Origin of the sequence: Pseudomonas qingdaonensis (genome assembly GCF_018398475.1) — a bacterium.
Classification (GTDB): Bacteria; Pseudomonadota; Gammaproteobacteria; order Pseudomonadales; family Pseudomonadaceae; genus Aquipseudomonas; species Aquipseudomonas palmensis.
Genome location: NZ_CP074676.1, coordinates 5549280 through 5574558 on the forward strand (window position 1 = coordinate 5549280; position 25279 = coordinate 5574558).

Here is a 25279-nt window from a genome sequence, read left to right on the forward strand (position 1 = left end):
GAAAGAGAAGCCCATGAAAGACACCATTCGCCAGCTGATCCAGCAAGCCCTCACCCAACTCGTCAACGACGGTGTGCTGCCTGACGGGCTGACGCCGGCGATCCAGGTGGAAAACGCCCGGGACAAGACCCACGGCGATTTCGCCAGCAACATCGCGATGATGCTGGCCAAGCCCGCCGGCCTCAAGCCGCGCGACCTGGCCGAGAAACTCATCGCCGCCCTGCCCGCCGACCCGCAGGTCAGCAAGGTGGAGATCGCAGGCCCGGGCTTCCTCAACTTCTTCCAGAACACCCAGGCCCTGGCCTCGCGCCTGGATGCCGCACTGGCCGACGCCAGGCTCGGCGTGCACAAGGCCGGCGCCACGCAGAAGGTCGTGATCGACATGTCGGCGCCCAACCTGGCCAAGGAAATGCACGTCGGCCACCTGCGCTCGACCATCATCGGCGACGCCGTGGCCCGTGTGCTGGAGTTTCTCGGTGACGATGTGGTACGCCAGAACCACGTGGGCGACTGGGGCACCCAGTTCGGCATGCTGATGGCATACCTGGAAGAGAACCCGATCACCAGCGAAGAGCTGTCGGACCTGGAGAACTTCTACCGCGCCGCCAAGAAGCGGTTCGACGAGTCCAGCGAGTTCGCCGACCGCGCCCGTGGCCTGGTGGTCAAGCTGCAGGCCGGCGACCCCGAGTGCCTGAAGCTGTGGACCCGCTTCAAGGACATCTCGCTGTCGCACTGCCAGAAGACCTACGAGCTGCTCAACGTCAAGCTGACCATGGCCGACGTGATGGGCGAAAGCGCCTACAACGACGACCTGGCCAATGTGGTCGAGGACCTCAAGGCCAAGGGCATGCTGGTGGAAAGCAACGGCGCCCAGTGCGTGTTCCTCGACGAGTTCAAGAACGCCGAGGGCGAGCCGCTGCCGGTGATCATCGTCAAGGCCGACGGCGGCTACCTGTACGCCACCACCGACCTGGCCGCCGTGCGCTACCGCAGCGGCGTGCTCAAGGCCGACCGCGCCCTGTACTTCGTCGACCAGCGCCAGGCCCTGCACTTCCAGCAGGTGTTCGCGGTGGCCCGCAAGGCCGGCTTCGTGACCCACCCGATGGACATGGAGCACATGGGCTTCGGCACCATGAACGGCGCCGACGGCCGCCCGTTCAAGACCCGCGACGGCGGCACCGTGAAGCTGATCGACCTGCTCAACGAAGCCAAGGAGCGTGCCTACGCCCTGGTCAAGGAGAAAAACCCGCAGTTGCCAGAAGAAGAACTGCGCGCCATCGCCAAGGTGGTGGGCATCGGCGCGGTCAAGTACGCCGACCTGTCCAAGCACCGTACCAGCGACTACAGCTTCAACTTCGAGCTGATGCTCAACTTCGAAGGCAACACCGCGCCGTACCTGCTGTACGCCTACACCCGCGTGGCCGGCGTGTTCCGCAAGCTGGGCAAGGGCTTCGACCAGGTCGAAGGCGAGATCCGCTTGCAGGCACCGCAGGAACAGGACCTGGCCGCGCGCCTGGCGCAGTTCGGCGAAATCCTGAACAACGTCGCCGAAAAAGGTACCCCGCACGTACTGTGCAGCTACCTCTACGACGTGGCCGGCCTGTTCTCCAGCTTCTACGAGAACTGCCCGATCCTCGCCGCAGAAACACCCGAACAGCAGCAGAGCCGCCTGCGCCTGGCCGCCCTGACCGGTCGCACCCTCAAGCAGGGCCTGGAACTGCTTGGCCTGGAAACCCTGGAGCGCATGTAAGTTGGCTGCCAAGAAAAAACCTGCTCCCAAGCGCGGCGCAAGCCGCTACCAGGCACCGGCCAAGCAACCGATACCGGGCTGGATGTGGCTGGCCATCGGCCTCACGGTCGGTGCGTTCATCGTGTTCCTGATGAAACTCGAGCCCAGCCGCGACGAGGTCAAGCGCACCAAGCCTGAAGCCCAGCAGAAGGCCGAGAAGATCGCCGAGGCGAACAAGACCGCGCCGAGCCCGCAGCAGCCGGTCAAGCCCAAGTACGATTTCTACACACTGCTGCCCGAGTCGGAAGTGATCGTGCCGCCCGAAGCCGTGCCGGAGAAAACCCCGCCGGTACCGGCGCAGCCACCGGTGACCCCGGCCGAGGCAGCCAAGATCGACACCGCCCGCGCCCAGGCCGCGCTGCTGGGACAGACCCCGCCACCGGCACCGCCGGTGATCAAGCCGGCCGCCACCACGCAGTTCTACCTGCAGGCGGGCTCGTTCCGCAAAGAGGCCGATGCCGACAAGGTGCGTGCGCAGATCATCCTGCTCGGCCAGGCGGTGAAGGTGGAGTCCGGTACGGTGAAGGAAGAGACCTGGTACCGCGTGCTGGTCGGCCCGTTCAGCAATCGCGAACAGCTGACCGTGGCGCAGAAGCAACTGGCCGGCAGCGGCTTCAACAACCTGCTGCTGCAACAGCGCCAGATACGCCAGTAACCCCGATGTTCGGCGGCCCGCAGCAGCGGGCCGCCTGCTTTCAGGCCCGCGCCTGCACGTTCTTGAGCGATACCTGGGTGTTCAGCGTCCAGAAGTCGTACAGCACCCCCAGCAGAAACAGCCCGCCGGTAAAGGCATAGATCACGCCGCTGATCCACTTGCCCTGGTACATGCGGTGCACGCCGAATATCCCCAGGAAGGTCAGCAGGATCCAGGCCAGGCTGTAGTCCAGCGGGCCGGCGTGAAAGCGCAGGTCGGCCTCGCTGTCCATCTTCGGGATCAGGAACAGGTCGATCAGCCAGCCGATACCGAGCAGGCCCAGGGTGCAGAACCAGATGGTGCCGGTCACCGGCCTGCCGTAGTAGAAACGGTGCGACCCGGTAAAACCGAAGATCCACAGCAGGTAGCCGAGGACCTTGCTGTGGGTGTCCTGGGGCTGCGCCTGTTGCTGATAACTGTTCATTCATAGCCTCCACGGTTTAGAGAGAAATTTTCTAAGAAAAAATGTGACTTTTACGTGCTCAGCCGACGTATGGCGCCTCTGCAATCGACCAACGGACCAGAATTCGATCAAAAAGCTGTTATAAAGTTGCGCGCTTAACCAACAAGAGCCCTGCCCATGCGACCTTTTTTCAAGACATGGCTGACTGTTTGCCTTTTATTGCCACTGGCCGCCCACGCCACCAACCGTGAGCAACGTCTTCCCAACGGCTTCAACGTGCACACCACCAGCACTGCAGCCGTACGCTCGACCAAGGGCGCCCACGCCAAGGTCACCTCGTCCGCCGCCTCTTCCAAGGTCGCCAAGACCACCCGCCAGGTCGCCTCGATGCCGGCCAAGCAGAGCAGCGATGTGCTCAGCCGCGCGGTGAACGTGCTGGGCACTCCGTACCGCTGGGGCGGCAGCAGCCCGAGCAAGGGCTTCGACTGCAGCGGGCTGGTCAAGTACGCCTTCAACGACATCGACGAGGTCGACCTGCCGCGTACCTCCAACGCCATGGCCAGCGGCCACGGCGTGAAAGTCGACCGCAAGGATCTCAAGCCCGGCGACCTGCTGTTCTTCAACATCAAGAGTCGCCGCGTCAACCACGTGGCCATCTACCTGGGCAACGACCGCTTCATCCACGCGCCACGGCGCGGCAAGCGGGTCAGCATCGATACCCTGAACAAGCCCTACTGGCAGAGCCACTACGTGGTCGCCAAGCGCGTACTGCCCAAGGAGCAGCCGCAAACCCAGCTGCGCCTGGCCAAACGCTAGACCTGATCGGGCGAACGCGCGTTCGCCCTGGCCGTTTCCAGGCTGACGATTCCCCGCCTCACCAGGCCCTGCAGGCTGCTGTCCAGGGTCTGCATGCCCAACGCCGCGCCGGTCTGCATGGCCGAATACAGCTGCGCCACCTTCCCCTCGCGAATCAGGTTGCGCACCGCCGGCGTGGCCAGCAGGACCTCGTGCGCGGCCACTCGTCCGCCTTGCACCCTGGGCACCAGCACCTGGGCCACCACCGCCTGCAAGGCGTCGGCGAGCATCGTGCGCACCAGGGCCTTCTCCTGCGCGGCAAACACGTCCACCAGCCGGTCAATGGCCTTGGCCGCCGAGGCGGTGTGCAGGGTCGCCAGCACCAGGTGGCCGGTTTCGGCGGCGGTCAGGGCCAGGCGGATCGTCTCCAGGTCGCGCAGCTCGCCAAGCATGATCACGTCCGGGTCCTGGCGCAGCGCAGCCCGCAGCGCCTGGGCGAACCCCTGGCTGTGACGCCCCATCTCACGCTGGCTGAGCTGGCTGCGCAGCGGGCTGTGGATAAATTCGAGCGGGTCTTCCAGGGTCAGGATATGCACGGCGCGCTCGCGGTTGAGGTGATCGACCAGCGCCGCCAGGGTGGACGACTTGCCTGAGCCGGTGGGGCCGGTCACCAGCACCAGCCCGGCCGGCGACTCGGCAATGCGACGAAACACCTCCGGCAGCTGCAGGCTCGCCAGCGTCGGCACCTGGTCGGGTATCAGGCGCAGTACCGCCGCCGGCCCGCGCACCTGCACGAAGGCGTTGACCCGAAAGCGCCCCAGCCCGGGCACGGCCACGGCAAAGTCCAGGTCCTGCAGCCTGGCGAAGTCCTCCTGCTGCTGTGGGCTCATGAGCTGCGCCAGCAGGGCATGCAGGTTGTCGCTGCTCAACGCCGCCGGCCCCAGCGGCTGCATCTGCCCGTCACGGCGGATCATCGGCGCACTGCCGGCCGCCAGGTGCAGATCGGAGGCGCCTTCCCTGAGCGCCAGGGCCATCAGCCCGGTCATGTCCATAACACTCCCCAAACATCGCCAAGCAGGTAGAATGCCGCAGACCCGAACAGCCGCTGGCGTTGATCCATGTCCACCATAGCAGACAACCTTTCCACGCTTGCCGACCGCATCCGCAGCGCTGCACAGGCCGCCGGGCGTGACCCCGGGCAGGTCCGCCTGCTGGCCGTGAGCAAGACCAAGCCGGCTGCCGCGATACGCGAAGTGTATGCGGCCGGCGTGCGCGACGTGGGCGAAAACTACTTGCAGGAAGCCCTGGCCAAGCAGCTCGAATTGACCGACCTGCCCTTGACCTGGCACTTCATCGGCCCCATTCAATCGAACAAGACGCGAGCAATCGCCGAGCACTTCGACTGGGTACATTCGGTGGACCGACTGAAAATCGCACAACGCCTCAGCGAACAACGCCCTGCCGGGCTGCCCGCACTGAATGTGTGCGTGCAGGTCAACGTCAGCGGCGAGGCCAGCAAATCGGGCTGCAACCCCGACGAGCTGCCGGCGCTGGCCCAGGCCATCGCGGCGCTGCCGCACCTGAAGCTGCGCGGCCTGATGGCGATTCCCGAACCCACCGACGACCCGGCCGCCCAGGCGGCCGCATTCGCCCGTGTACGCCAATTGCAGGACAGCCTGAACCTGGGCCTGGACACCCTGTCGATGGGCATGAGCCACGACCTGGAAGCAGCGATTGCCCAGGGCGCGACCTGGGTGCGCATCGGCACCGCCCTGTTCGGTGCCCGCGACTACGGCCAGGCCTGACCCATGCATCGTTCACCTTCTTCAACCAAGGACCTGACATGAGCAAGACTCGAATTGCCTTCATCGGCGCCGGCAACATGGCCGCCAGCCTGATCGGCGGCTTGCGCGCCCAGGGTGTGGACGCCGCGCAGATCCGCGCCAGCGACCCGGGTGCCGAGACGCGCGCCAGGGTGCACGCCGAACACGGCATCCAGCTGTTCGAAGACAACGCCCAGGCCGTCGATGGCGCCGACGTGGTGCTGATCGCGGTCAAGCCGCAAGCCATGAAGGCGGTGTGCCAGGCGCTCAAGCCAAGCCTCAAGCCCAACCAGCTGGTGGTGTCGATTGCCGCCGGCATCACCTGCGCCAGCCTGCGCAACTGGCTGGGCGAGCAACCGCTGGTACGCTGCATGCCCAACACCCCGGCGCTGCTGCGCCAGGGCGTCAGCGGTCTGTACGCCACCGAGCAGGTATCGGCCGAACAACGCGCCGAAGCCGAGCAACTGCTCTCGGCAGTGGGCGTGGCCCTGTGGGTCGACAGCGAACAGCAACTGGATGCAGTGACCGCGGTCTCCGGTAGCGGCCCGGCGTATTTCTTCCTGCTGATCGAGGCGATGACCGCAGCCGGCGAAAAACTCGGCCTGCCCCGCGACGTCGCCTCCCGGCTGACCCTGCAAACCGCCCTGGGCGCGGCGCACATGGCCGTGGCCAGCGATGTCGAGGCCAGCGAACTGCGCCGGCGCGTCACCTCCCCCAATGGCACCACCGAGGCGGCGATCAAGTCGTTCCAGGCCAACGGGTTCGAGGTGCTGGTAGAAAAAGCACTGGGCGCCGCGGCGCACCGCTCGGCCGAAATGGCCGAACAACTGGGCAACTAAGGAGCTCTGCATGAATGCACTTTCGGGCGCCGCGATCTTCGTGGTGCAAACACTGGTCAGCCTGTACCTGGTCATCGTGCTGCTGCGCTTCGTGCTGCAGCTGGTCAAGGCCAACTTCTACAACCCGCTCAGCCAGTTCGCGGTGCGCGCCACCCAGCCGCTGCTCAAGCCGATCCGGCGCATCATCCCCAGCGTGTTCGGGCTGGACACCTCGTCGCTGATCCTGTCGATCGTGATCCAGGCGCTGCTGATGGCGTTCGTGCTGATGGTCACCTACGGCACCTTCGGCGACATCCCGCACCTGCTGATGTGGGCCGTCATCGGCGTCACCTCGCTGTTCCTGAAGATCTTCTGGGTCGCGATGATCGTGATGGTGATCGTGTCGTGGATCGCCCCCGGCAGCCACAACCCCGCCGCCGAGCTGGCCTACCAGATCAGCGAGCCGGTGCTGGCACCGTTTCGCAAGCTGGTGCCCAACCTCGGAGGCCTGGATATTTCGCCGATCTTCGCCTTCCTGGCGATCCAGGTGATCCAGTCGTTCGTGATGCCGCCGCTGGCCGCCTACGCCGGAATGCCGCAGGAACTGTTCCGCATGATCTGACCCGCACCACCCCCGGCCGCAAGCCGCGCCATGTTGCTTGCCGCTGGGGGTGGCGGTCTTTAGACTTACGCCTCATTCAAGCGTGAGCAGGGTCGATGTCCACTGTCTTTCCCGAAGATTCGGTCGGTCTGGTAGTACCGCAACTGGCGCGATTCGATGAGCCCCTGGCCCTGGCCTGCGGTCGCTCGCTGGCCAGCTACGAGCTGGTCTTTGAAACCTACGGTACCCTCAACAGCGCGGCCAGCAATGCCGTGCTGATCTGCCATGCCCTGTCCGGGCATCACCATGCCGCCGGCTACCACAGCCCCGACGACCGCAAGCCGGGCTGGTGGGACAGCTGCATCGGGCCGGGCAAGCCGATCGATACCAACCGCTTCTTCGTGGTCAGCCTGAACAATCTCGGCGGCTGCAACGGCAGCACCGGCCCCAGCAGCGTCAACCCGGCCACCGGCCAGCCCTACGGCGCCGACTTCCCGGTACTCACCGTGGAAGACTGGGTGCACAGCCAGGCGCGCCTGGCCGATCGCCTGGGCATCGGCAAGTGGGCCGCCGTGGTGGGCGGCAGCCTGGGCGGCATGCAGGCGCTGCAATGGACCATCACCTACCCCGACCGCGTGCGCCACTGCCTGGACATCGCCTCGGCACCCAAGCTGTCGGCGCAGAACATCGCCTTCAACGAAGTGGCGCGCCAGGCCATCCTCACCGACCCCGAGTTCCACGGCGGCTCGTTCCAGGCCGAAGGCGTGATCCCCAAGCGCGGGCTGATGCTGGCGCGCATGGTCGGGCACATCACCTACCTGTCGGATGACTCGATGGGCGAGAAATTCGGCCGCGAGCTCAAGAGCGACAAGCTCAACTACGACTTTCACAGCGTCGAGTTCCAGGTCGAAAGCTACCTGCGCTACCAGGGCGAGGAGTTCTCCGGGCGTTTCGATGCCAACACCTACCTGCTGATGACCAAGGCGCTGGACTACTTCGACCCCGCCGCCAGCCACGGCGGCGACCTGGCCGCGACCCTGGCCCACGTCACCGCCGACTACTGCGTGATGTCGTTCACCACCGACTGGCGTTTCTCGCCGGCGCGCTCGCGGGAGATCGTCGATGCGCTGATCGCCGCGCGCAAGAACGTGTGCTACCTGGATATCGACTCGCCGTATGGCCACGATGCCTTCCTGATCCCGACCCCGCGCTACATCACGGGATTCACGAACTACATGAACCGCATCGTCTGCTGAGGACCCCATGAGAGCCGACCTGGAAATCATCCAAGACTGGATCCCCGCCGGCAGCCGGGTACTCGACCTCGGTTGCGGTACTGGCGAGCTGCTCGCCTCGCTGCGTGACACCAAGCAGGTGGCTGGCTACGGCCTGGAAATCGACCCCGACAACATCGCCCAGTGCGTGGCCAAGGGCGTCAACGTCATCGAGCAGGACCTGGACAAGGGCCTGGGCAACTTCGCCAGCAACAGCTTCGACGTGGTGGTCATGACCCAAGCCCTGCAGGCCGTGGAGTACCCCGACCGGATCCTCGACGAAATGCTGCGCGTGGGCCGCCAGTGCATCATCACCTTCCCCAACTTCGGCCACTGGCGCTGCCGCTGGTACCTGGCGACCAAGGGTCGCATGCCAGTGTCGGACTTCATGCCGTATACCTGGTACAACACGCCGAACATCCACTTCTGCACCTTCGAGGATTTCGAGGCGCTGTGCAGCGAACGTCGCGCCCAGGTGCTCGACCGCCTGGCGGTCGACCATATGCACCGGCATGGGTGGGCGAGCAAGCTATGGCCTAATCTTCTAGGGGAGATCGGCATTTACCGTGTCAGCAGCCCGGGCCTGCAGGAACACAAGGTCGCGGTTTGAACAACCCACACTGGAGGAGACAGATCATGGGTCGCTTGTTGAGCTTTTTACTGGTTGCCTGCCTGAGCACGACGGCGCTTGCTGCCGATGCGATCAAGGGCGAGCGCAAGGAAGTCTTCGGTGACACCACGGTGCACTACAGCACCTTCATCTCCACCTTCCTGCAGCCGGACATCGCCAAGGCGGCGCAACTGGTGCGCAGCAAGAACCAGGGCGTGATCAACGTGTCGGTGATCAAGGCCGGCAAGCCGCAGGTGACCCAGGTCAGCGGCAGCGTCAAGGACCTGAGCAGCCGCACGGTGCCGCTCAGCTTCAAGCAGATCACCGAACAGGGCGCGATCTACTACATCGCCCAGTTCCCGGTGGAGCAGCAGGAAACCCGCACCTTCACGATCAATGTTGCAATTGGTGGCAAGACCGAGACCATCAGTTTCAACCAAGAGCTCTTCCCAGGCGAATGATGAACATCCAGCAACTCGTATTGGCCAGCCACAACGCCGGCAAACTCAAGGAACTGCAGGCCATGCTCGGTGACACCGTGCAACTGCGTTCGATTGGCGAATTCAGCAGCGTCGAGCCGGAGGAAACCGGCCTGTCGTTCGTCGAGAACGCCATCCTCAAGGCGCGCAATGCCGCACGTATCTCCGGGCTGCCGGCCCTGGCCGACGACTCGGGCCTGGCGGTGGACTTTCTCGGTGGTGCGCCGGGCATCTACTCGGCGCGCTACGCCGATGGCCAGGGCGACGCGGCAAACAACGCCAAGTTGCTCGAGGTACTCAAGGACGTGCCGGACGCCGAGCGCGGCGCGCAGTTCGTATGCGTGCTGGCGCTGGTACGCCATGCCGACGACCCGCTGCCGATCCTGTGCGAGGGCCTGTGGCATGGGCGCATCCTGCACCAGGCCAGCGGTGCCCACGGCTTTGGCTACGACCCGCTGTTCTGGGTACCGGAGCGCGACTGCTCCAGCGCCGAGCTGAGCCCCGCCGACAAGAACCAGATCAGCCACCGCGCCCGCGCCATGAGCCTGCTGCGTCAGCGCCTGGGCCTGCAATGACCGACCGCACGCCGGCACAGCCACTGCATCTGGGCGAGGCTGGCTTCAGCTCCAACGCACCACGGGCGGCACTCGCGCAGCTGCCGCCGCTGTCGCTGTACATCCATATCCCGTGGTGCGTGCGCAAATGCCCGTACTGCGACTTCAACTCCCATGCCGCCACCCCGCAGCTGCCGGAAGAGGCCTACGTCGACGCCCTGCTCGCCGACCTCGACCAGGAGCTGGGCGCGGTGTACGGGCGACCGATCAGCTCGATCTTCTTTGGCGGCGGTACCCCGAGCCTGTTCAGTGCCCGTGCGCTGGGCCGCCTGCTGGCGGGCGTGGAGCAACGCATCCCGTTCGCCGCCGACATCGAGATCACCCTGGAGGCCAACCCCGGGACCTTCGAGCAGGAGAAGTTCAAGGCCTACCGGCAACTGGGCATCAATCGCCTGTCGATCGGCGTGCAGAGCTTCCAGCAGGCCAAGCTCCAGGCGCTGGGGCGCATCCACAACGGTGACGAGGCGGTGCGTGCGGCCGGCATGGCGCGTGCGGCGGGGTTCGACAACTTCAACCTGGACCTGATGCACGGCCTGCCCGACCAGTCGCTGGACGATGCGCTGGGCGACCTGCGCCAGGCCATCGCGCTCAACCCTACCCACCTGTCGTGGTACCAGTTGACCCTGGAGCCGAACACGGTGTTCTGGAACCAGCCGCCGCTGCTGCCCGAGGACGACATCCTGTGGGATATCCAGGAGGCCGGGCAGGCGCTGATGGCCGAGCACGGCTACCGCCAGTACGAAGTGTCGGCCTACGCCCAGCCAGGGCGCCCGGCGCGGCACAACCTCAACTACTGGAGCTTTGGCGACTTCATCGGCATCGGCGCCGGTGCCCACGGCAAGCTCAGCCACCCGGACGGGCGCATCGTGCGCACCTGGAAGACCCGGCTGCCCAAGGACTACCTGAACCCGGCCAAGGCGTTCAAGGCGGGCGACAAGCTGCTGGCGGTGGACGAACTGCCGTTCGAGTTCCTGATGAACGCCCTGCGCCTGACCGAGGGCGTGGAGGCCGCGCTGTTCGCGCAGCGTACCGGCCTGCCGCTGGAACAACTGGCGGCTGCGCGCCGTGAAGCCGAACAAAAGGGCCTTTTGCAGGTCGAACCGACGCGGCTGGTGGCGACACCGCGGGGCCAGCTGTTTCTCAACGACCTGCTGCAGTATTTCTTGACCTAAGGATAGCGAATGGACCTGGTACTCGACCTGCTCTCGACCGTCTCCCGCTGGAGCCGCAGTAACCTGTCGGAGATCTCTCTGGCGCTTGTAGGCTGTTTGCTGGTGTTGTTCGGCACCGACATCAAGGGCTGGGTCGAACAGCGCCTGGGCGGGCTGGCAGGTGCGTTGCGCGTGCCGTTCATGGCCCTGCTGGTGCTGATCGGCAGTGGTGCGGCGTTGATCTATGCCACGCCGTGGGTGGTACGCGGGCTGAGCCAGTTCAACAACTATGCACTGGCGCCGGTGCTGCTGGTGGTGCTGGTGTTGCTTGGCGTGGTCGCAGACCGCCGCTAGAAGCTTCGCCAGCAAGGCTGGCTCCTACAGGATCTCGCTGAATCTGTAGGAGCCGGCCTTGCCGGCGAATGGCCGTGATGCGGTCTTAAGCCAGCTTCTCGAACTTCAGATCCCACACCCCATGCCCCAGGCGCTCGCCACGGCGTTCGAACTTGGTGATCGGACGCTCGGCAGGGCGAGGTACGCACTTGCCGTCTTCGGCCAGGTTCCTGTACCCCGGCGCGACATTCATCACTTCCAGCATGTACTCGGCGTACGGTTCCCAGTCGGTCGCCATGTGGAACACCCCGCCCACCTTCAGCTTGCTGCGCACCAGCTCCGCAAATTCCGGCTGCACGATGCGACGCTTGTGGTGACGGCTCTTGTGCCACGGGTCCGGGAAGAACAGCATCAGGCGGTCCAGGCTGTTGTCGGCCACGCACTTGTTCAGCACTTCGATGGCATCGCAGTCATACACCCGCAGGTTCTGCAGGCCCTGGGTCAGCACGCCATTGAGCAGCGCGCCCACGCCCGGTCGGTGCACTTCGACACCGATGAAGTCCTGCTCGGGCGCGGCGGCAGCCATCTCCAGCAGGGAATGGCCCATGCCGAAGCCGATCTCCAGGGTGCGCGGCGCCGAACGGCCGAACACCTGGTCGTAATCCACCGGGCTGTCGGCCAGTGGCAGCACGAACAGCGGCGCGCCCTGGTCCAGGCCGCGCTGCTGGCCTTCGGTCATGCGCCCGGCACGCATCACGAAACTCTTGATGCGGCGGTGTTGGCGTTCTTCGCCTTCGGCGGTGATCGGCGATTCTTGCGATTCAGTCATCAGGGGCTCTTACTTGATCAGACCATCCAGCGGCGACGAGGCGCTGGCATAGAGTTTTTTCGGCATGCGGCCGGCCAGGTAGGCCAGGCGGCCTGCCACGATGGCGTGCTTCATGGCTTCGGCCATCATCACCGGTTGTTCGGCATGGGCGATGGCGGAATTCATCAGCACTGCCTCGCAGCCCATTTCCATGGCAATGGTGGCGTCCGACGCGGTACCCACACCGGCATCGACCAGCACCGGCACTTTCGATTCCTCGAGAATGATGCGCAGGTTGTACGGGTTGCAGATGCCCAGGCCCGTACCGATCAGGCCTGCCAGCGGCATGACCGCGATGCAGCCGATTTCGGCCAGCTGACGCGCGATGATCGGGTCGTCGCTGGTGTAGACCATCACGTCGAAACCGTCCTTGACCAGCACTTCGGCGGCCTTGATGGTTTCGATCACGTTGGGGAACAGCGTCTTCTGGTCGGCCAGCACTTCGAGCTTGACCAGATTGTGCCCGTCGAGCAGTTCGCGGGCCAGGCGGCAGGTGCGCACGGCCTCGACCGCGTCGTAGCAGCCGGCGGTGTTCGGCAGGATGGTGTAGCGGTCCGGTGGCAGCACGTCGAGCAGGTTCGGCTCGCCCGGGTTCTGGCCCAGGTTGGTGCGGCGCACGGCGACGGTGACGATCTCGGCACCCGAGGCCTCGATGGCCAGGCGGGTTTCTTCCATGTCGCGGTACTTGCCGGTACCGACCAGCAGGCGCGACTGGAAGGTACGACCGGCCAGCGTGAAGGGCTTGTCGCTACGAACATTGCTCATCGGTAATCCTCTTGAAGGTTGAGGGACTTGCAGGTGAAGCGCGTGGGCCTAGCCGCCGCCGATGGCGTGAACCACCTCGACCTGGTCGCCTTCGCGCAGGGCGGTGGCGTCGTGCTGGCTGCGCGGCACGATGTCCAGGTTCAGCTCCACCGCCACCCGGCGACCTGCGAGGTCGAGCCGGGTCAGCAGGGCCGCGACGCTTTCGCCGTCGGGCAATTCGAAAGGTTCACCGTTCAGTTGAATGCGCATGCGCACGGCCGCCATTGTTTTTAGGGGCCCGCATTCTAGCCCCTATCCGGGGCTGAACCCAAGGCCAAGCGGCGCCATTCGTCTCGATCCGGACCCGCGGGTCAACCCAGGCGCCAGGCCGCCAGGCCCAGGCACAGCCAGCCGCCGAGGAAGGCCAGGCCGCCAAAAGGGGTGATGATGCCGAGCTTGCCGATGCCACTCAGGGTCAACAGGTACAGGCTACCGGAAAACAGCACGATGCCCAGGCAGAACAGACCACCGGCCCAGGCCGTGAGTCGCCCGGGCAGGTGCGCCCAGAGCACTGCCACGCCCAGCAGGGCCAGGGCGTGCACCAGCTGGTAGGTGACGCCGGTATGGAAGATCGCCAGGTACTCCTGGCTCAGGCGGCCCTTGAGGCCATGGGCGGCGAAGGCACCGAGGGCCACACCGGTAAAGCCGAAAAAGGCGGCGAGCAACAGAAAGCTGCGAAGCATGCGCAAGACTCCTTGGGGGCACAGGGTCTGTATAATGGCCCGCTCATTCGGTTCGGCCAAGCCATCTCTATGCTTTCATCCCTGATCCGCCGCCTCACCCGCGCCCTGCTCTGGTTCGCCGTTGCCAGCGTGTTGCTGGTGCTGCTGTTTCGCTGGGTACCGCCGCCGGGCACCATGCTGATGGTCGAGCGCAAGGTGGAATCGTGGGTCGACGGCCAGCCCATCGACCTGCAACGCGACTGGCGCCCATGGGGCGAGATCTCCGATGAACTGAAGGTGGCGGTGATTGCCGGCGAGGACCAGAAGTTCGCCGGGCACTGGGGTTTCGACTTCAATGCCATCCAGGCCGCACTGGCACACAACGAGCGTGGTGGCACGCTTCGCGGCGCCAGCACGCTGAGTCAGCAGGTGGCCAAGAACCAGTTCCTGTGGGCAGGCCGCAGTTGGCTGCGCAAAGGGCTGGAGGCATGGTTTACCGCACTGATCGAGCTGCTGTGGTCCAAGGAGCGCATCCTGGAGGTGTACCTCAACAGCGCCGAGTGGGATGACGGCGTATTCGGCGCCCAGGCAGCGGCCCGCCATCACTTCGGTACCGATGCGAGCAAGCTGACGCGCCAGCAGGCCAGCCTGTTGGCGGCGGTACTGCCCAGCCCGCGCAACTGGAGCGCAAGCCGGCCCAGCAGCTATGTGGCGCGACGGGCGGCGTGGATTCGTCAGCAGATGAGCCAGCTGGGCGGCAGCGGCTACCTGGTGCAACTGGATGAGCCGCGCAAGGCGCCCTGGGCCAACTGAAACAAAGAGGGCCCCTTCGCCGGCAAGGCCGGCTCCTACAGGGATTGTTGTAGGAGCCGGCCTTGCCGGTGAAGGGGCCCTCAGGGTCCCGCAGATCAGGCAGCGATCAGGGCTTTGACCTTGTTCATCGCATTCTTCTCCAGCTGCCGGATACGCTCGGCCGACACGCTGTACTTGGCCGCCAGGTCATGCAGCGTGGCCTTCTCTTCGGCCAGCCAGCGCTGGTACAGGATGTCGCGGCTACGGTCGTCCAGGCCTTGCAGCGCCTCGTGCAGGTTGTTCGAGGAGCTGTCGCTCCAGTCCGCATCCTCCAGCTGACGTGCCGGGTCGTAACGGTGGTCTTCGAGGTAGTTGGCCGGCGACTGGAACGCGCTGTCGTCGTCCGCCTCGCTGGCCGGGTCGAAGGCCATGTCCTGACCGGTCAGGCGGCTTTCCATCTCGCGCACTTCACGCGGCTCCACACCCAGGCTTTCGGCCACACGATGCACTTCATCGTTGTTCAGCCAGGCCAGACGCTTCTTCTGGCTGCGCAGGTTGAAGAACAGCTTGCGCTGCGCCTTGGTGGTCGCGACCTTGACGATGCGCCAGTTGCGCAGGATGAATTCGTGAATTTCGGCCTTGATCCAGTGCACGGCAAAGGACACCAGGCGCACACCCATCTCGGGGTTGAAACGCTTGACCGCTTTCATCAGGCCAACGTTGCCTTCCTGAATCAGGTCGGCCTGGGCCAGCCCGTAGCCCGAATAGCTACGCGCGATATGTACGACAAAACGCAGGTGGGCGAGCACCATCTGCCGAGCCGCCCCCAGATCCTGCTCATAGTAGAGACTCTCGGCCAGTTCACGCTCCTGCTCGGGCGTCAGCAATGGAATGCTGTTGACCGTGTGCACATAGGCCTCCAGGTTCGCACCCGGGACCAAGGCATAGGCAGGTTGCAACGAAGTGGTCATACGAAAAAACCTCCGACTCACTGAATTGTGCCATCAGGCACTGCCATCATTGACCGGGAACCGCGAAACAAGTTCCCGAAATACACGATAGTCAATGACGGCTGGAAGACACTATCGCGGTGCAAGCTCACGCAGATGCCGAGCGACCGCAATCCAAGCACCGATATACCCTAACAGCACCGCCCCAAGCAAGAGCGACAGACCATCGGCAGGCGGCACCCCGGCCAGCGAGAAATCGCTGCCGTACAGACCCGATAGCCCGACGACCGCGTCATCCAGCCAGTTGAGGCCGAACGCCAGCACCCCCCAGGACAGTACGCCTGCCCCCAGGCCATACAGCGCGCCCATGTACAGGAACGGCCGGCGCACGTAGGCATCGGTACCGCCCACCAGCTTGATGACCTCGATTTCGGTACGGCGGTTCTCGATATGCAGGCGAATGGTGTTGCCGATGACCAGCAGCAGCGCCGACACCAGCAGCACGGTCAGGCCGAATACAAAGCGATCACCCAGCTTGAGGATCGCCGCCAGCCGCTCCACCCACACCAGGTCGAGCTGGGCCAGCTCCACCTTGGGCAGTTCGGCCAGGCGTTGGCGCAGGGCCTCCAGCGCTGGCTTGTCGACTTCGGCCGGGGTCACCACGACCACGCCAGGCAAGGGGTTCTCCGGCAGCTCGCGCAAGGCCTCGCCCAGCCCGGACTGCTGCTGGAACTCGTCGAGGGCCTGTTCACGGCTGACATACTCGGCATCGGCCACCCCCGGCATGCCCTTGATCTGGGTACGCAGGGCTTCGCCTTCGCTCACGCTGGCGTCAAGTTTGAGGTACAGCGAAATCTGCGCTGCACGCTGCCACGAGCCGCCAAGGCGCTCGACATTGCTCAGCAGCAGCGACAGCCCCATCGGCAGGCTCAGGGCCACGGCCATCACCAGGCAGGTGAAGAAGCTGCCGATCGGCTGCTTGCCCAGGCGACGCAGGCTGTCGAGCAGGCTGGAGCGATGGCTTTCCAGCCAGGCGTGCAGCAGCGTGCTGAAATCCGGGCCGTCATCGTCATCATCACGGCGCTTTTTCTGTTTCTGAGGGCTTGGCTCGGCTGCCGCAGGGGCCACCCGCTCGGACACCTTGGGACTACGTGTTGCACTCATTGCCCGGCCTCCCCATCGCCGATCAAGCGGCCGCGCTGCAGGGTCAGCATGCGATGGCGCATGCGCGCGATCAGCGCCAGGTCGTGGCTGGCGATCAGCACGCTGGTGCCCAGGCGGTTGATATCTTCGAAAACACCCATGATCTCGGCCGCCAGGCGCGGGTCGAGGTTGCCGGTGGGTTCATCCGCCAGCAACAGGGCCGGACGGTGCACGATGGCACGCGCAATGCCCACCCGTTGCTGCTGGCCGGTGGACAGGTCGCCGGGGAACAGCTGGGCCTTGTCCGACAGGGCCACACGCTCCAGCGCCGCGTCCACACGCTTGGCCACCTCGACCTTGGACAGGCCCAGGATCTGCAGCGGCAGGGCGACGTTGTTGAACACGGTACGGTCGAACAGCAGCTGGTGGTTCTGGAACACCACGCCGATCTGGCGACGCAGGAACGGGATCTGCGCGTTGCTGATCTGACCAAGGTCCTGGCCGGCCAGCAGCAGCTTGCCGCTGGTCGGGCGCTCCATGGCCAGCAGCAGGCGCAGCAAGGTGCTCTTGCCCGCGCCGGAATGGCCGGTGACGAACAGGAACTCGCCCCGACGCACCCGAAAACTCAATTCATGCAGGCCAACGTGACCGTTAGGGTAACGCTTGGCGACCTGTTCGAATCGGATCATGAAGGCTCCCGCTCGGCGAACAAGGCTTGTACGAAGGGCTCGGCTTCGAAGGTGCGCAGGTCATCGATGCCTTCGCCCACACCAATGTAGCGGATCGGCAGGCCGAACTGCTTGGCCAGGGCGAAGATCACCCCGCCCTTGGCGGTGCCGTCGAGCTTGGTCAGCGCCAGGCCGGTGAGCTCCACGCTCTGGTTGAAGTGCTTGGCCTGGTTGATGGCGTTCTGGCCGGTGCCGGCGTCCAGCACCAGCAGCACCTCGTGCGGCGCGTCGGCGTCCAGCTTGCCGATCACGCGGCGAACCTTCTTCAGCTCTTCCATCAGGTTGTCTTTGGTGTGCAGGCGACCGGCGGTGTCGGCGATCAGCACGTCGATGTTGCGCGCCTTGGCCGCCTGCACCGCGTCGAAGATCACCGAAGCGGAGTCGGCGCCGGTGTGCTGGGCGATCACCGGGATCTGGTTGCGCTCGCCCCATACCTGCAGCTGCTCCACCGCGGCAGCACGGAAGGTATCGCCGGCGGCCAGCATGACCTTCTTGCCTTCGAGCTGGAGCTTTTTCGCCAGCTTGCCGATGGTGGTGGTCTTGCCGGCGCCGTTGACGCCGACCACCAGGATCACGAACGGCTTGTTCGCGGCATGCACCTTCAGCGGCTGTTCGACCGGCTTGAGCAGGTCGGTCAGCTCGCCCTGCAGCGACTTGTACAGGGCATCGGCATCGGCCAGCTGCTTGCGTGCGACCTTCTGGGTGAGGCTCTGCACGATCACCGAGGTGGCCTCGACGCCAACGTCGGCGGTCAGCAGGCGGGTCTCGATCTCTTCGAGCAGGTCGTCGTCGATGACCTTCTTGCCCAGGAACAGGCTGGCCATGCCCTCGCCAATGCTGGCGCTGGTCTTGGACAGGCCCTGCTTGAGGCGGGCGAAGAAGCCGGCCTTGGTGGTGGTTTCAGGCGCCGACGGGGCGGCCTCGGGAACAGGCAGGGCGACCTCGGTGGCCGCAACAGGTGCGGGCGGCACCACTGCAGGCGGCTCGACCACCGGCTCGGGTGCGCTGTACTGCGGTACAGGCTCGATCACCGGCTCGGGCGCGGCGTACTGCGGCGCAGGCGCTTCAACAGGCTCGGGCGCAGCGTACTGCGGGGCAGGCTCGGGGGCTGGGCGCTCGGGAATCGGCGGGGGGACGTGGGGCTCGAGGTCGGCCACCAGCGCCACCGGCTCTTCGGGCACCGGCAGCACCAGGCTGCTGGGGTGATCCTCGACGGCGACGGGCGCGCTCGCGACCGGGGCGGGCTCGACGGCTACCGGCTCAGGCAAAGTCGGGGCGATAGGCTCCAGCGCCTCTGGCACTGGGGTTTCGGGCTGTTCGACAACAGGTTGCTGGGGCTTTTTGCGCAGCCAGCCGAACAGGCCTTTCTTTTCACCGGCCGCGGCCGGGGTCTTTTTGTCGTCGTTGGAACCAAACATGGAAGACGGCTATCTCAGGGTAGCGATGCGCCAGTGTGGCGCCTCAAAATTCTTCTAACGCAGAACAGACTATGGTCAAGCCGACTGGTTCATGCGCAACATTTTGTCGGGACGCCTGCAACGCTTGATCTCGACAGGCATGGTCGTCAGGCAACCGGATCAGTATCCTAGCACCTCCTAGCCCGCCGACGCTAAGGCCATGCGGGCAGCCCTACAGGTTGAATCATCAATGAATGCTCTAGCCCGCCGCGCCGCCGGCCTGCTGCTCAGCACAATTGTCATGCCCCTGGTGGCGGTTGCCGCCGACGTCCAGCCCACCCATGAATTCACCCTCGACAACGGCCTCAAGGTCATCGTGCGTGAAGACCATCGCGCCCCGGTGGTGGTATCGCAGGTCTGGTACAAGGTCGGCTCCAGCTATGAGACCCCGGGTCAGACCGGCTTGTCCCATGCTCTGGAACACATGATGTTCAAGGGCAGCAACAAGCTGGGGCCTGGCGAAGCCTCACGCATCCTGCGTGACCTGGGCGCCGAAGAGAACGCCTTCACCAGCGACGACTACACCGCCTACTACCAGGTGCTGGCCCGCGACCGCCTGGGCGTGGCCCTGGAACTGGAAGCCGATCGCATGGGCAGCCTGCGCCTGCCGCCCGAAGAGTTCAGCCGCGAAATCGAGGTCATCAAGGAAGAGCGCCGCCTGCGAGTCGACGATCAGCCCAACTCCAAGGCCATGGAGCTGTTCAGCGCCATGGCCCACCCGGCCAGCGGCTACCACACCCCGACCATCGGCTGGATGGCCGACCTCGAACGCATGAAGGTCGAAGAGCTGCGCCACTGGTACGAAGCCTGGTACGTGCCCAACAACGCCACCCTGGTGGTGGTCGGCGACGTCACCGCCGACGAGGTCAAGGGCCTGGCCCAGCGTTACTTCGGTGCCATCCCCAAGCGCGCCACACCCCCTGCCAAACTGCCGCTGGAACTGGCCGAGCCGGGCCTGCGCCAGCTCACCGTGCATGTGCGCACCCAACTGCCGAGCCTGATCTACGGCTTCAACGTGCCGGGCCTGGCCACCGCCAAGGACCCGCGCAGCGTGCACGCCCTGCGCCTGATCGCGGCCCTGCTCGACGGCGGCTACAGCGCGCGCATGGCCACCCGCCTGGAACGCGGCCAGGAACTGGTGGCCGGCGCGTCGGCCAGCTACAACCCGTTCACCCGTGGCGACAGCCTGTTCGTGCTCTCCGCGGTGCCCAACACGCAGAAGAAAAAGACCCTGGCCGAGGTCGAAAGCGGCGTCTGGAAGCTGCTCGACGAGCTGAAAACCACCCCGCCAACCGCTGAAGAGCTGGAGCGCGTGCGCGCCCAGGTGATCGCCGGGCTGGTCTACGACCGCGACTCGATCAGCAGCCAGGCCACCACCATCGGCCAACTGGAGACCGTCGGGCTGTCGTGGAAGCTCATCGACAAGGAGCTCGACGAGCTCAAGAGCGTGACCCCGGCCGACATCCAGAGTGCCGCCCGCACCTATTTCACCCGCGAACGCCTGAGCGTTGCGCATGTATTGCCCGAGGAGCAGGCGCATGACTGAGCACACCACCCCACGCCACACCCCGAAGGGCCGCGGCGTATTCGGCGCGTTGCTGCTGAGCGCCGTGTGCCTGGCCGGCCCCGCCCATGCCGACACCGCGGCCGCCAAGCCCGGCGCCAACCTGCAATCGCTGGCCGAGCTGGACGGCAAGGCACCGAGCCGACGCAACCTCGACATCAAGACCTGGAACACCGCCGAAGGCGCCAAGGTGCTGTTCGTCGAAGCCCACGAACTGCCGATGTTCGACCTGCGCCTGACCTTCGCCGCCGGCAGCAGTCAGGACGGTAACCTGCCGGGCCTGGCCACCCTGACCAACGCCATGCTCAACGAAGGCGTGGCGGGCAAGGACGTCGGCGCCATCGCCGCCGGCTTCGAAGGCCTGGGCGCGGATTTCGGCAACGGTGCCTACCGCGACATGGCGGTGGCCTCGCTGCGCAGCCTGAGCGCCAAGGACAAGCGCGAGCCGGCCCTGAAGCTGTTCGCCGAAGTGGTGGGCAAGCCGACCTTCCCTGAAGACGCGCTCAAGCGCATCAAGAACCAGATGCTCGCCGGCTTCGAGTACCAGAAGCAGAACCCCAGCAAGCTGGCCAGCATCGAGCTGTTCGAGAAGCTCTACGGCAAGCATCCCTACGGGCACCCCAGTGATGGCGACGCCAGGAGCATCCCGCCGATCACCCTGGACCAGCTGCGCGCTTTCCATGCCAAGGCCTATGCCGCCGGCAACGTGGTGATCGCACTGGTCGGCGACCTCAGCCGCACTGAAGCCGAGGCGATTGCCGCGCAGGTCTCCGCCGCGCTGCCCAAGGGCCCGGCGCTGCCCAAGCTGGCACAACCGAGCGAACCCAAGCCGGGCGTCAACCACATCGACTTCCCGTCCAAGCAGACCCACCTGATGCTGGCCCAGCTGGGCATCGACCGCGCCGACCCGGACTACGCGGCCCTGTCGCTGGGCAACTCGATCCTCGGCGGCGGCGCCTTCGGCACCCGCCTGATGAGCGAAGTGCGCGAAAAGCGCGGCCTGACCTACGGCGTGTACTCGGTGTTCAGCCCGATGCAGGTGCGTGGCCCGTTCATGATCAACCTGCAGACCCGTGCCGAACTCAGCGAAGGCACGCTCAAGCTGGTACAGGACATCCTGCGCGACTACCTCAAGACCGGCCCCACCCAGCAGGAGCTGGACGATGCCAAGCGCGAACTGGCCGGCAGCTTCCCGCTGTCCACCGCCAGCAATGCGAGCATCGTCGGCCAACTGGGGGCCATCGGCTTCTATGACCTGCCGCTGAATTTCCTCGAGGACTTCATGCAGAAGTCCCAGAGCCTCACCGTCGAGCAGGTGCGTGCTGCCCTCAACAAGCACCTGGCCGCCGACAAGATGGTCATCGTGACCGCCGGGCCGAAGGTGGCGCAACAGCCGCTGCCACCGCCCACTGACAAACCCGCCGAGCAGCCGCTTGGCGTACCGGAGCATTAATGGCCAGTCCATCCGCCAAATCCAAGGCCGCCGCCCACGGCGGCCAGGGCCAGTTGCGCATCATCGCCGGCGAGTGGCGCAGCCGCCGCCTGAGCTTTCCTGACGCACCGGGCCTGCGCCCTACCCCCGACCGGGTGCGCGAAACCCTGTTCAACTGGCTGACCGCGCACATCGAGGGCGCCCGCGTGCTGGATGCCTTTGCCGGCAGCGGCGCGTTGTTTCTCGAAGCGCTGTCGCGCGGCGCGGCCTCGGCCGTGGCGCTGGACAGCAACCGCGCCGCCATCGAGAACCTCAAGGACAACCTGGAGCTGCTGCGCTGCCCCACCGGGCAGGTGATCCAGACCGACGTGGTGCGCTACCTGCAAGGCGAACCCAAGGCCCCGTTCGACGTGGTGTTCCTCGACCCGCCCTTCCACCAGGACCTGCTGCCGGCCACCTGTGCGCTGCTCGAAGAGCGCCACTGGCTGGCCGAGCACGCGTGGATCTACACCGAAAGCGAAACCGCGCCGTCGACCCTGCAACTGCCGGGCAACTGGCGCCTGCACCGGGAAAAGAAGGCCGGTCAGGTGCACTATGCCTTGTGGGAGCGCGGCTGAACGTCGCCCCGCCTCCAGCAAACTGCGGCCGCCGCCTGAGGTGCTTTGCCTGATCGTGCTCCGGCGCTCCCCAGGCACGGCACCGATCACCAACCGGCTTGTGCGTGCCGCCTGCACCACCGCCGGGCTGCTGACCCTCAGCAGCCCGGCACTCGCCCAGCACACCCTTCCACGACCTCAGCCTCGCCAACCCACAGCCCTTGCCCGAAGTGACGCCTGCTGAATATGCTTTGGCGGCAGCAGACCTGCGCTTGCGCACATACACTGATCACAGGGTCTGCCGCCCGCTCAAGAGACCTCGACGATGTCCAGCGCCACCCCACCCCCGTTCAAGCCAGCCACCGGCCTGCGCAACCCCCATGTGCAGACGCTCTGGGGCCCGCTCTGGCGCAAGTCGCCACCGCTGGCGCATCGGCGCGAGCGCCTGTGGCTGGCCGACGGCGATTTCCTCGACCTGGACTGGCACGGCCCGCTTGCCACCACCACGCCACTGGTGGTGGTACTGCACGGCCTGACCGGCTCGTCGACCTCCCATTACGTCATCGGCCTGCAGCGCGCCCTGGCGGCGCAGGGCTGGGCCAGCGTGGCGGTCAACTGGCGCGGATGCTCGGGCGAGCCGAACCTGTTGCCGCGCAGCTACCACTCCGGCGCAAGCGAAGACCTGGCCGAAGTCATCGCCCACCTGCGCACCCAGCGCCCGCAGGCACCGCTGTACGCGGTGGGTTATTCGCTGGGTGGCAACGTGCTGCTCAAGCACCTGGGGGAAGCGGGTACGGCCAGCCAGTTGCAGGCGGCCGTGGCGGTGTCGGTGCCGTTTCGCCTGGACCAGTGCGCCGACCGCATCGGCCTGGGGTTTTCACGGGTGTACCAGGCGCACTTCATGCGCGCCATGCTGGGCTACGTGAAGGACAAGCAGCGCCACTTCCAGCACCACGGTCACCATGAGGGCCTGGCAACCCTGGATCGCCTCGGCCCGCTGAAAAACCTGCGCACCTTCTGGGATTTCGACGGCCGCGTGACCGCGCCGCTGAACGGCTTCAGCGACGCCCACGACTACTACCAGCGCTCGTCGAGCCGCTACTACCTGGGTGAAAACCGCACGCCCACGCTGATCATCCATGCCCAGGACGATCCGTTCGTGTTCAGCCACAGCCTGCCAGGGGCCGCCGAACTGGCCAGTCAGACCACCCTGGAGCTGCACCGTCATGGCGGTCACGTGGGCTTTGTCGACGGCAGCCTGCGCCAGCCCGGCTACTATCTGGAGCGGCGCATTCCACAGTGGCTGGCCAGCGGGGCCTGATCAGTCGCCCTTGGCCACCGGACGCTGCGGGTCGGTGATCCACTCGCTCCACGAACCGGCGTACAGCCGCGCCAGCGGATAACCGGCCAAAGCCAGGGCGAACAGGTTATGGCAGGCCGTCACCCCCGAGCCGCAATAGGCCACCAGCGCCTGCGGCTGGCGCGTACCGAGCAAGGCGGCAAAGCGCTGCTTGAGCTGCTGGGGCGACAGAAAACGACCATCGGGCCCCAGGTTGTCGGTGAAGGCCGCGCAATGCGCACCGGGGATATGCCCGGCCACCGGGTCGATGGGCTCCACCTCGCCGCGAAAACGCGGCAGCGCACGGGCGTCGAGCAGGGTCAGGTCGGGCGTGCCCAGGCCATTGGCCAACTCGGCGGCGTCCAGCACCAGGCTCGCATCGGGCTGCCCGCTGAAGTTGCCTTCACGCTTGTCACAGGCATCCAGGCTCAGCGGCAAACCGGCCGCGTGCCAGGCCTTGAGCCCGCCATCGAGGATCGCCACCCCGTCGCGCTTGCCCAGCCATGCCAGCAACCACCAGGCCCGCGCGGCAAAGGCTCCGGGGCCATCGTCGTAGAGCACCACGTCGCTGTCGTTGTCGATGCCCCAGCTGCGCAGCCGTTGGATCAGTTGCTGCGGGTCGGGCAAGGGGTGGCGACCGGTCACACCCTTGACCACCGGCCCGCTCAGGTCACGCTCCAGGTCGGCGAAGTGCGCGCCGGCGATATGCCCTTCGGCATAGCTGCGCTGGCCATAGTCGACGTCTTCCAGGGCAAAGCGACAATCGAGAATCACCAGCTTCGGAGCGCCCAGGCGCTCTGCCAGTTGCTGGGGTGCGATCAGTTGCGCGAGTGGCATGTCGGTCTCCATATCGATTCAAAGGGGGTGGGCGGCCTACTGTTCCAGTGCCTGGTCCAGCGGCACGTAGAATTCCTTGCACAGCGCATCCACTGCAGGGCGCGCGCTGGCGGTGACGAAACCGAGCTCCAGCACCAGCACCTGGTACACGCCGCGCTTGATCGCCTCTTCGCTCAGGTGCGCGGAGTGCTCGCGGGTGGTGCACAGAAAGCGCACCCAGGAGGTCAGCACGATCCAGGCATTGAGGGTCAGCGATTCGATCTGCACGGTGTCCATGGCCACGATGTCGGCCTCGACGAAACCTCGGTAGATGGCCTGGCCCTGCAGCAGGCAGCGCTGCGAAAAACGTCGGTAGCGCGCAGCCAGGGTCGGGTCGTGGCCGAGCAGGTGTTCGAGGTCGCGGTGCAGGAAGCGGTAGTTCCACATCGCCGACAGCAGCGCCTCGAGGTAGAAGCGCTTGTCCTCGACGGTGGCGGCGCGCCCCTGGGGCGGGCGCAGAAAGCCTTCCACCAGCGCCTCGTACTGGGTGAACAGCACGGCGATGATCGCCTGCTTGTTGGCGAAGTGGTAATAGAGGTTGCCAGGCGAGATTTCCATGTGCGCAGCAATGTGGTTGGTGCTGACACTGCGTTCACCCTGCTGGTTGAACAGCTCGAGGCTGTTCTGCACGATGAGCTCGCGGGTCTTGATGCGCGGTGCCATGGTCAGCTCCAAAGGCATGAG

Annotated in this window: 27 protein-coding genes and 2 pseudogenes; 17 read left to right on the top strand and 12 right to left on the bottom strand. The window is 65.7% G+C overall.

Going from position 1 to position 25279, the window contains the following annotated elements:
* The first annotated feature begins 13 nt into the window (after positions 1-13).
* Complete coding sequence (gene argS, locus KH389_RS25375; protein WP_043860142.1) at positions 14-1750, top strand: arginine--tRNA ligase; 1737 nt, start codon at positions 14-16, stop codon at positions 1748-1750.
* Position 1751: 1 nt separating this feature from the next.
* Positions 1752-2444, top strand: a complete 693-nt coding sequence (locus KH389_RS25380; protein ID WP_043860141.1) for an SPOR domain-containing protein — start codon at positions 1752-1754, stop codon at positions 2442-2444.
* Positions 2445-2484: 40 nt separating this feature from the next.
* Here the strand turns inward: KH389_RS25380 and KH389_RS25385 are convergent, their stop codons facing one another.
* Entirely contained in the window at positions 2485-2907 is a 423-nt protein-coding gene (locus tag KH389_RS25385) for an NINE protein (protein ID WP_043860140.1), read from the bottom strand.
* Positions 2908-3063: 156 nt separating this feature from the next.
* On the opposite strand from KH389_RS25385, the gene KH389_RS25390 reads away from it, so the two are divergent.
* Positions 3064-3702: a C40 family peptidase gene (locus KH389_RS25390; protein WP_043860139.1), complete on the top strand. Its 639-nt coding sequence runs from the start codon at positions 3064-3066 to the stop codon at positions 3700-3702.
* Here the strand turns inward: KH389_RS25390 and KH389_RS25395 are convergent.
* Entirely contained in the window at positions 3699-4733 is a 1035-nt protein-coding gene (locus KH389_RS25395; protein ID WP_100634292.1) for a type IV pilus twitching motility protein PilT, read from the bottom strand. The two genes, KH389_RS25390 and KH389_RS25395, sit on opposite strands and share 4 nt — an antisense overlap.
* Before the next feature lie 66 nt (positions 4734-4799).
* Here KH389_RS25395 and KH389_RS25400 point away from each other — a divergent pair, with 66 nt between their 5' ends.
* From KH389_RS25400 to KH389_RS25440, 9 genes are all read left to right on the top strand, one after another.
* The gene (locus KH389_RS25400) at positions 4800-5486 is read left to right on the top strand and encodes a YggS family pyridoxal phosphate-dependent enzyme (protein WP_054915543.1); all 687 of its coding nucleotides are present in this window, start codon (positions 4800-4802) and stop codon (positions 5484-5486) included.
* 38 nt (positions 5487-5524) lie between these two features.
* A complete protein-coding gene (gene proC / locus KH389_RS25405; protein WP_116052385.1) occupies positions 5525-6343 on the top strand; it encodes a pyrroline-5-carboxylate reductase in 819 nt (272 codons plus the stop codon).
* Between the two features lie 10 nt (positions 6344-6353).
* Entirely contained in the window at positions 6354-6944 is a 591-nt protein-coding gene (locus KH389_RS25410; RefSeq protein WP_043860135.1) for a YggT family protein, read from the top strand.
* 95 nt (positions 6945-7039) lie between these two features.
* Positions 7040-8179, top strand: a complete 1140-nt coding sequence (metX, locus tag KH389_RS25415) for a homoserine O-succinyltransferase MetX (protein WP_213606470.1) — start codon at positions 7040-7042, stop codon at positions 8177-8179.
* Positions 8180-8186: 7 nt separating this feature from the next.
* Positions 8187-8807: a methionine biosynthesis protein MetW gene (gene metW, locus KH389_RS25420; RefSeq protein WP_043860133.1), complete on the top strand. Its 621-nt coding sequence runs from the start codon at positions 8187-8189 to the stop codon at positions 8805-8807.
* 26 nt (positions 8808-8833) lie between these two features.
* The gene (locus KH389_RS25425) at positions 8834-9268 is read left to right on the top strand and encodes a DUF4426 domain-containing protein (protein WP_043860132.1); all 435 of its coding nucleotides are present in this window, start codon (positions 8834-8836) and stop codon (positions 9266-9268) included.
* Positions 9265-9861 carry an RdgB/HAM1 family non-canonical purine NTP pyrophosphatase gene (rdgB, locus tag KH389_RS25430; RefSeq protein WP_043860131.1) on the top strand — a complete coding sequence of 199 codons (597 nt, stop codon included), beginning with the start codon at positions 9265-9267 and terminating at the stop codon, positions 9859-9861. The genes KH389_RS25425 and rdgB overlap by 4 nt, the downstream gene beginning before the upstream one ends.
* Positions 9858-11072: a radical SAM family heme chaperone HemW gene (hemW, locus tag KH389_RS25435; RefSeq protein ID WP_043860130.1), complete on the top strand. Its 1215-nt coding sequence runs from the start codon at positions 9858-9860 to the stop codon at positions 11070-11072. The genes rdgB and hemW overlap by 4 nt, the downstream gene beginning before the upstream one ends.
* 9 nt (positions 11073-11081) lie before the next feature.
* Positions 11082-11405, top strand: a complete 324-nt coding sequence (locus KH389_RS25440) for a DUF3392 family protein (RefSeq protein WP_043860129.1) — start codon at positions 11082-11084, stop codon at positions 11403-11405.
* A gap of 85 nt (positions 11406-11490) precedes the next feature.
* Here the strand turns inward: KH389_RS25440 and trmB are convergent, their stop codons facing one another.
* From trmB to KH389_RS25460, 4 genes are all read right to left on the bottom strand, one after another.
* Positions 11491-12213, bottom strand: a complete 723-nt coding sequence (trmB, locus tag KH389_RS25445; RefSeq protein ID WP_043860128.1) for a tRNA (guanosine(46)-N7)-methyltransferase TrmB — start codon at positions 12211-12213, stop codon at positions 11491-11493.
* 9 nt (positions 12214-12222) lie between these two features.
* The gene (locus tag KH389_RS25450) at positions 12223-13017 is read right to left on the bottom strand and encodes a thiazole synthase (RefSeq protein ID WP_043860127.1); all 795 of its coding nucleotides are present in this window, start codon (positions 13015-13017) and stop codon (positions 12223-12225) included.
* 48 nt (positions 13018-13065) lie between these two features.
* On the bottom strand, positions 13066-13266 hold the full coding sequence (thiS, locus tag KH389_RS25455; protein ID WP_043860147.1) for a sulfur carrier protein ThiS: 201 nt from the start codon (positions 13264-13266) through the stop codon (positions 13066-13068).
* Between the two features lie 101 nt (positions 13267-13367).
* Complete coding sequence (locus tag KH389_RS25460; protein WP_043860126.1) at positions 13368-13739, bottom strand: DUF423 domain-containing protein; 372 nt, start codon at positions 13737-13739, stop codon at positions 13368-13370.
* A gap of 34 nt (positions 13740-13773) precedes the next feature.
* Here KH389_RS25460 and mtgA point away from each other — a divergent pair.
* A pseudogene (gene mtgA, locus KH389_RS25465) lies at positions 13774-14531 on the top strand (monofunctional biosynthetic peptidoglycan transglycosylase).
* A 95-nt stretch (positions 14532-14626) separates the two neighbouring features.
* Here mtgA and rpoH read toward each other — a convergent pair.
* The 4 genes from rpoH to ftsY form a co-directional block, all read right to left on the bottom strand.
* Positions 14627-15481, bottom strand: a complete 855-nt coding sequence (rpoH, locus tag KH389_RS25470) for an RNA polymerase sigma factor RpoH (protein WP_043860124.1) — start codon at positions 15479-15481, stop codon at positions 14627-14629.
* 111 nt (positions 15482-15592) lie between these two features.
* A complete protein-coding gene (gene ftsX / locus KH389_RS25475) occupies positions 15593-16624 on the bottom strand; it encodes a permease-like cell division protein FtsX (RefSeq protein WP_043860123.1) in 1032 nt (343 codons plus the stop codon).
* A complete protein-coding gene (ftsE, locus tag KH389_RS25480) occupies positions 16621-17292 on the bottom strand; it encodes a cell division ATP-binding protein FtsE (RefSeq protein WP_043860122.1) in 672 nt (223 codons plus the stop codon). Before ftsE ends, ftsX begins: the two co-directional genes overlap by 4 nt.
* Positions 17289-18749: a signal recognition particle-docking protein FtsY gene (gene ftsY / locus KH389_RS25485; protein ID WP_213606472.1), complete on the bottom strand. Its 1461-nt coding sequence runs from the start codon at positions 18747-18749 to the stop codon at positions 17289-17291. Before ftsY ends, ftsE begins: the two co-directional genes overlap by 4 nt.
* A gap of 229 nt (positions 18750-18978) precedes the next feature.
* Between ftsY and KH389_RS25490 the strand changes: the two genes are divergently transcribed.
* The 4 genes and pseudogenes from KH389_RS25490 (at position 18979) to KH389_RS25505 (ending at position 23701) form a co-directional block, all read left to right on the top strand.
* Positions 18979-20334 carry a M16 family metallopeptidase gene (locus KH389_RS25490; protein WP_043859990.1) on the top strand — a complete coding sequence of 452 codons (1356 nt, stop codon included), beginning with the start codon at positions 18979-18981 and terminating at the stop codon, positions 20332-20334.
* A gap of 103 nt (positions 20335-20437) precedes the next feature.
* Positions 20438-21805 (top strand): annotated as a pseudogene (locus KH389_RS25495) (M16 family metallopeptidase); the annotation flags it as partial.
* The gene (gene rsmD / locus KH389_RS25500) at positions 21805-22401 is read left to right on the top strand and encodes a 16S rRNA (guanine(966)-N(2))-methyltransferase RsmD (RefSeq protein WP_043859992.1); all 597 of its coding nucleotides are present in this window, start codon (positions 21805-21807) and stop codon (positions 22399-22401) included. The pseudogene KH389_RS25495 and the gene rsmD, both read left to right, overlap by 1 nt.
* Positions 22402-22705: 304 nt before the next feature.
* On the top strand, positions 22706-23701 hold the full coding sequence (locus KH389_RS25505) for a hydrolase (protein ID WP_213606474.1): 996 nt from the start codon (positions 22706-22708) through the stop codon (positions 23699-23701).
* On the opposite strand, the gene KH389_RS25510 is transcribed toward KH389_RS25505, so the two are convergent.
* Together KH389_RS25510 and KH389_RS25515 are read right to left on the bottom strand one after the other, a co-directional pair.
* Positions 23702-24556 (bottom strand): sulfurtransferase, encoded by an 855-nt coding sequence (locus tag KH389_RS25510; protein WP_054915562.1) that lies wholly within the window; start codon positions 24554-24556, stop codon positions 23702-23704.
* Positions 24557-24592: 36 nt separating this feature from the next.
* Positions 24593-25258 (bottom strand): TetR/AcrR family transcriptional regulator, encoded by a 666-nt coding sequence (locus tag KH389_RS25515; RefSeq protein ID WP_043859994.1) that lies wholly within the window; start codon positions 25256-25258, stop codon positions 24593-24595.
* Positions 25259-25279: the final 21 nt, after the last annotated feature.

Coding starts and splice junctions, on each gene's coding strand:
- argS (WP_043860142.1), top strand. CDS start 14: ATGAAAGACACCATTCGCCAGCTGATCCAGCAAGCCCTCACCCAACTC.
- KH389_RS25385 (WP_043860140.1), bottom strand. CDS start 2,907: ATGAACAGTTATCAGCAACAGGCGCAGCCCCAGGACACCCACAGCAAG.
- KH389_RS25390 (WP_043860139.1), top strand. CDS start 3,064: ATGCGACCTTTTTTCAAGACATGGCTGACTGTTTGCCTTTTATTGCCA.
- KH389_RS25395 (WP_100634292.1), bottom strand. CDS start 4,733: ATGGACATGACCGGGCTGATGGCCCTGGCGCTCAGGGAAGGCGCCTCC.
- KH389_RS25400 (WP_054915543.1), top strand. CDS start 4,800: ATGTCCACCATAGCAGACAACCTTTCCACGCTTGCCGACCGCATCCGC.
- proC (WP_116052385.1), top strand. CDS start 5,525: ATGAGCAAGACTCGAATTGCCTTCATCGGCGCCGGCAACATGGCCGCC.
- KH389_RS25410 (WP_043860135.1), top strand. CDS start 6,354: ATGAATGCACTTTCGGGCGCCGCGATCTTCGTGGTGCAAACACTGGTC.
- metX (WP_213606470.1), top strand. CDS start 7,040: ATGTCCACTGTCTTTCCCGAAGATTCGGTCGGTCTGGTAGTACCGCAA.
- metW (WP_043860133.1), top strand. CDS start 8,187: ATGAGAGCCGACCTGGAAATCATCCAAGACTGGATCCCCGCCGGCAGC.
- KH389_RS25425 (WP_043860132.1), top strand. CDS start 8,834: ATGGGTCGCTTGTTGAGCTTTTTACTGGTTGCCTGCCTGAGCACGACG.
- rdgB (WP_043860131.1), top strand. CDS start 9,265: ATGATGAACATCCAGCAACTCGTATTGGCCAGCCACAACGCCGGCAAA.
- hemW (WP_043860130.1), top strand. CDS start 9,858: ATGACCGACCGCACGCCGGCACAGCCACTGCATCTGGGCGAGGCTGGC.
- KH389_RS25440 (WP_043860129.1), top strand. CDS start 11,082: ATGGACCTGGTACTCGACCTGCTCTCGACCGTCTCCCGCTGGAGCCGC.
- trmB (WP_043860128.1), bottom strand. CDS start 12,213: ATGACTGAATCGCAAGAATCGCCGATCACCGCCGAAGGCGAAGAACGC.
- KH389_RS25450 (WP_043860127.1), bottom strand. CDS start 13,017: ATGAGCAATGTTCGTAGCGACAAGCCCTTCACGCTGGCCGGTCGTACC.
- thiS (WP_043860147.1), bottom strand. CDS start 13,266: ATGCGCATTCAACTGAACGGTGAACCTTTCGAATTGCCCGACGGCGAA.
- KH389_RS25460 (WP_043860126.1), bottom strand. CDS start 13,739: ATGCTTCGCAGCTTTCTGTTGCTCGCCGCCTTTTTCGGCTTTACCGGT.
- rpoH (WP_043860124.1), bottom strand. CDS start 15,481: ATGACCACTTCGTTGCAACCTGCCTATGCCTTGGTCCCGGGTGCGAAC.
- ftsX (WP_043860123.1), bottom strand. CDS start 16,624: ATGAGTGCAACACGTAGTCCCAAGGTGTCCGAGCGGGTGGCCCCTGCG.
- ftsE (WP_043860122.1), bottom strand. CDS start 17,292: ATGATCCGATTCGAACAGGTCGCCAAGCGTTACCCTAACGGTCACGTT.
- ftsY (WP_213606472.1), bottom strand. CDS start 18,749: ATGTTTGGTTCCAACGACGACAAAAAGACCCCGGCCGCGGCCGGTGAA.
- KH389_RS25490 (WP_043859990.1), top strand. CDS start 18,979: ATGAATGCTCTAGCCCGCCGCGCCGCCGGCCTGCTGCTCAGCACAATT.
- rsmD (WP_043859992.1), top strand. CDS start 21,805: ATGGCCAGTCCATCCGCCAAATCCAAGGCCGCCGCCCACGGCGGCCAG.
- KH389_RS25505 (WP_213606474.1), top strand. CDS start 22,706: ATGTCCAGCGCCACCCCACCCCCGTTCAAGCCAGCCACCGGCCTGCGC.
- KH389_RS25510 (WP_054915562.1), bottom strand. CDS start 24,556: ATGCCACTCGCGCAACTGATCGCACCCCAGCAACTGGCAGAGCGCCTG.
- KH389_RS25515 (WP_043859994.1), bottom strand. CDS start 25,258: ATGGCACCGCGCATCAAGACCCGCGAGCTCATCGTGCAGAACAGCCTC.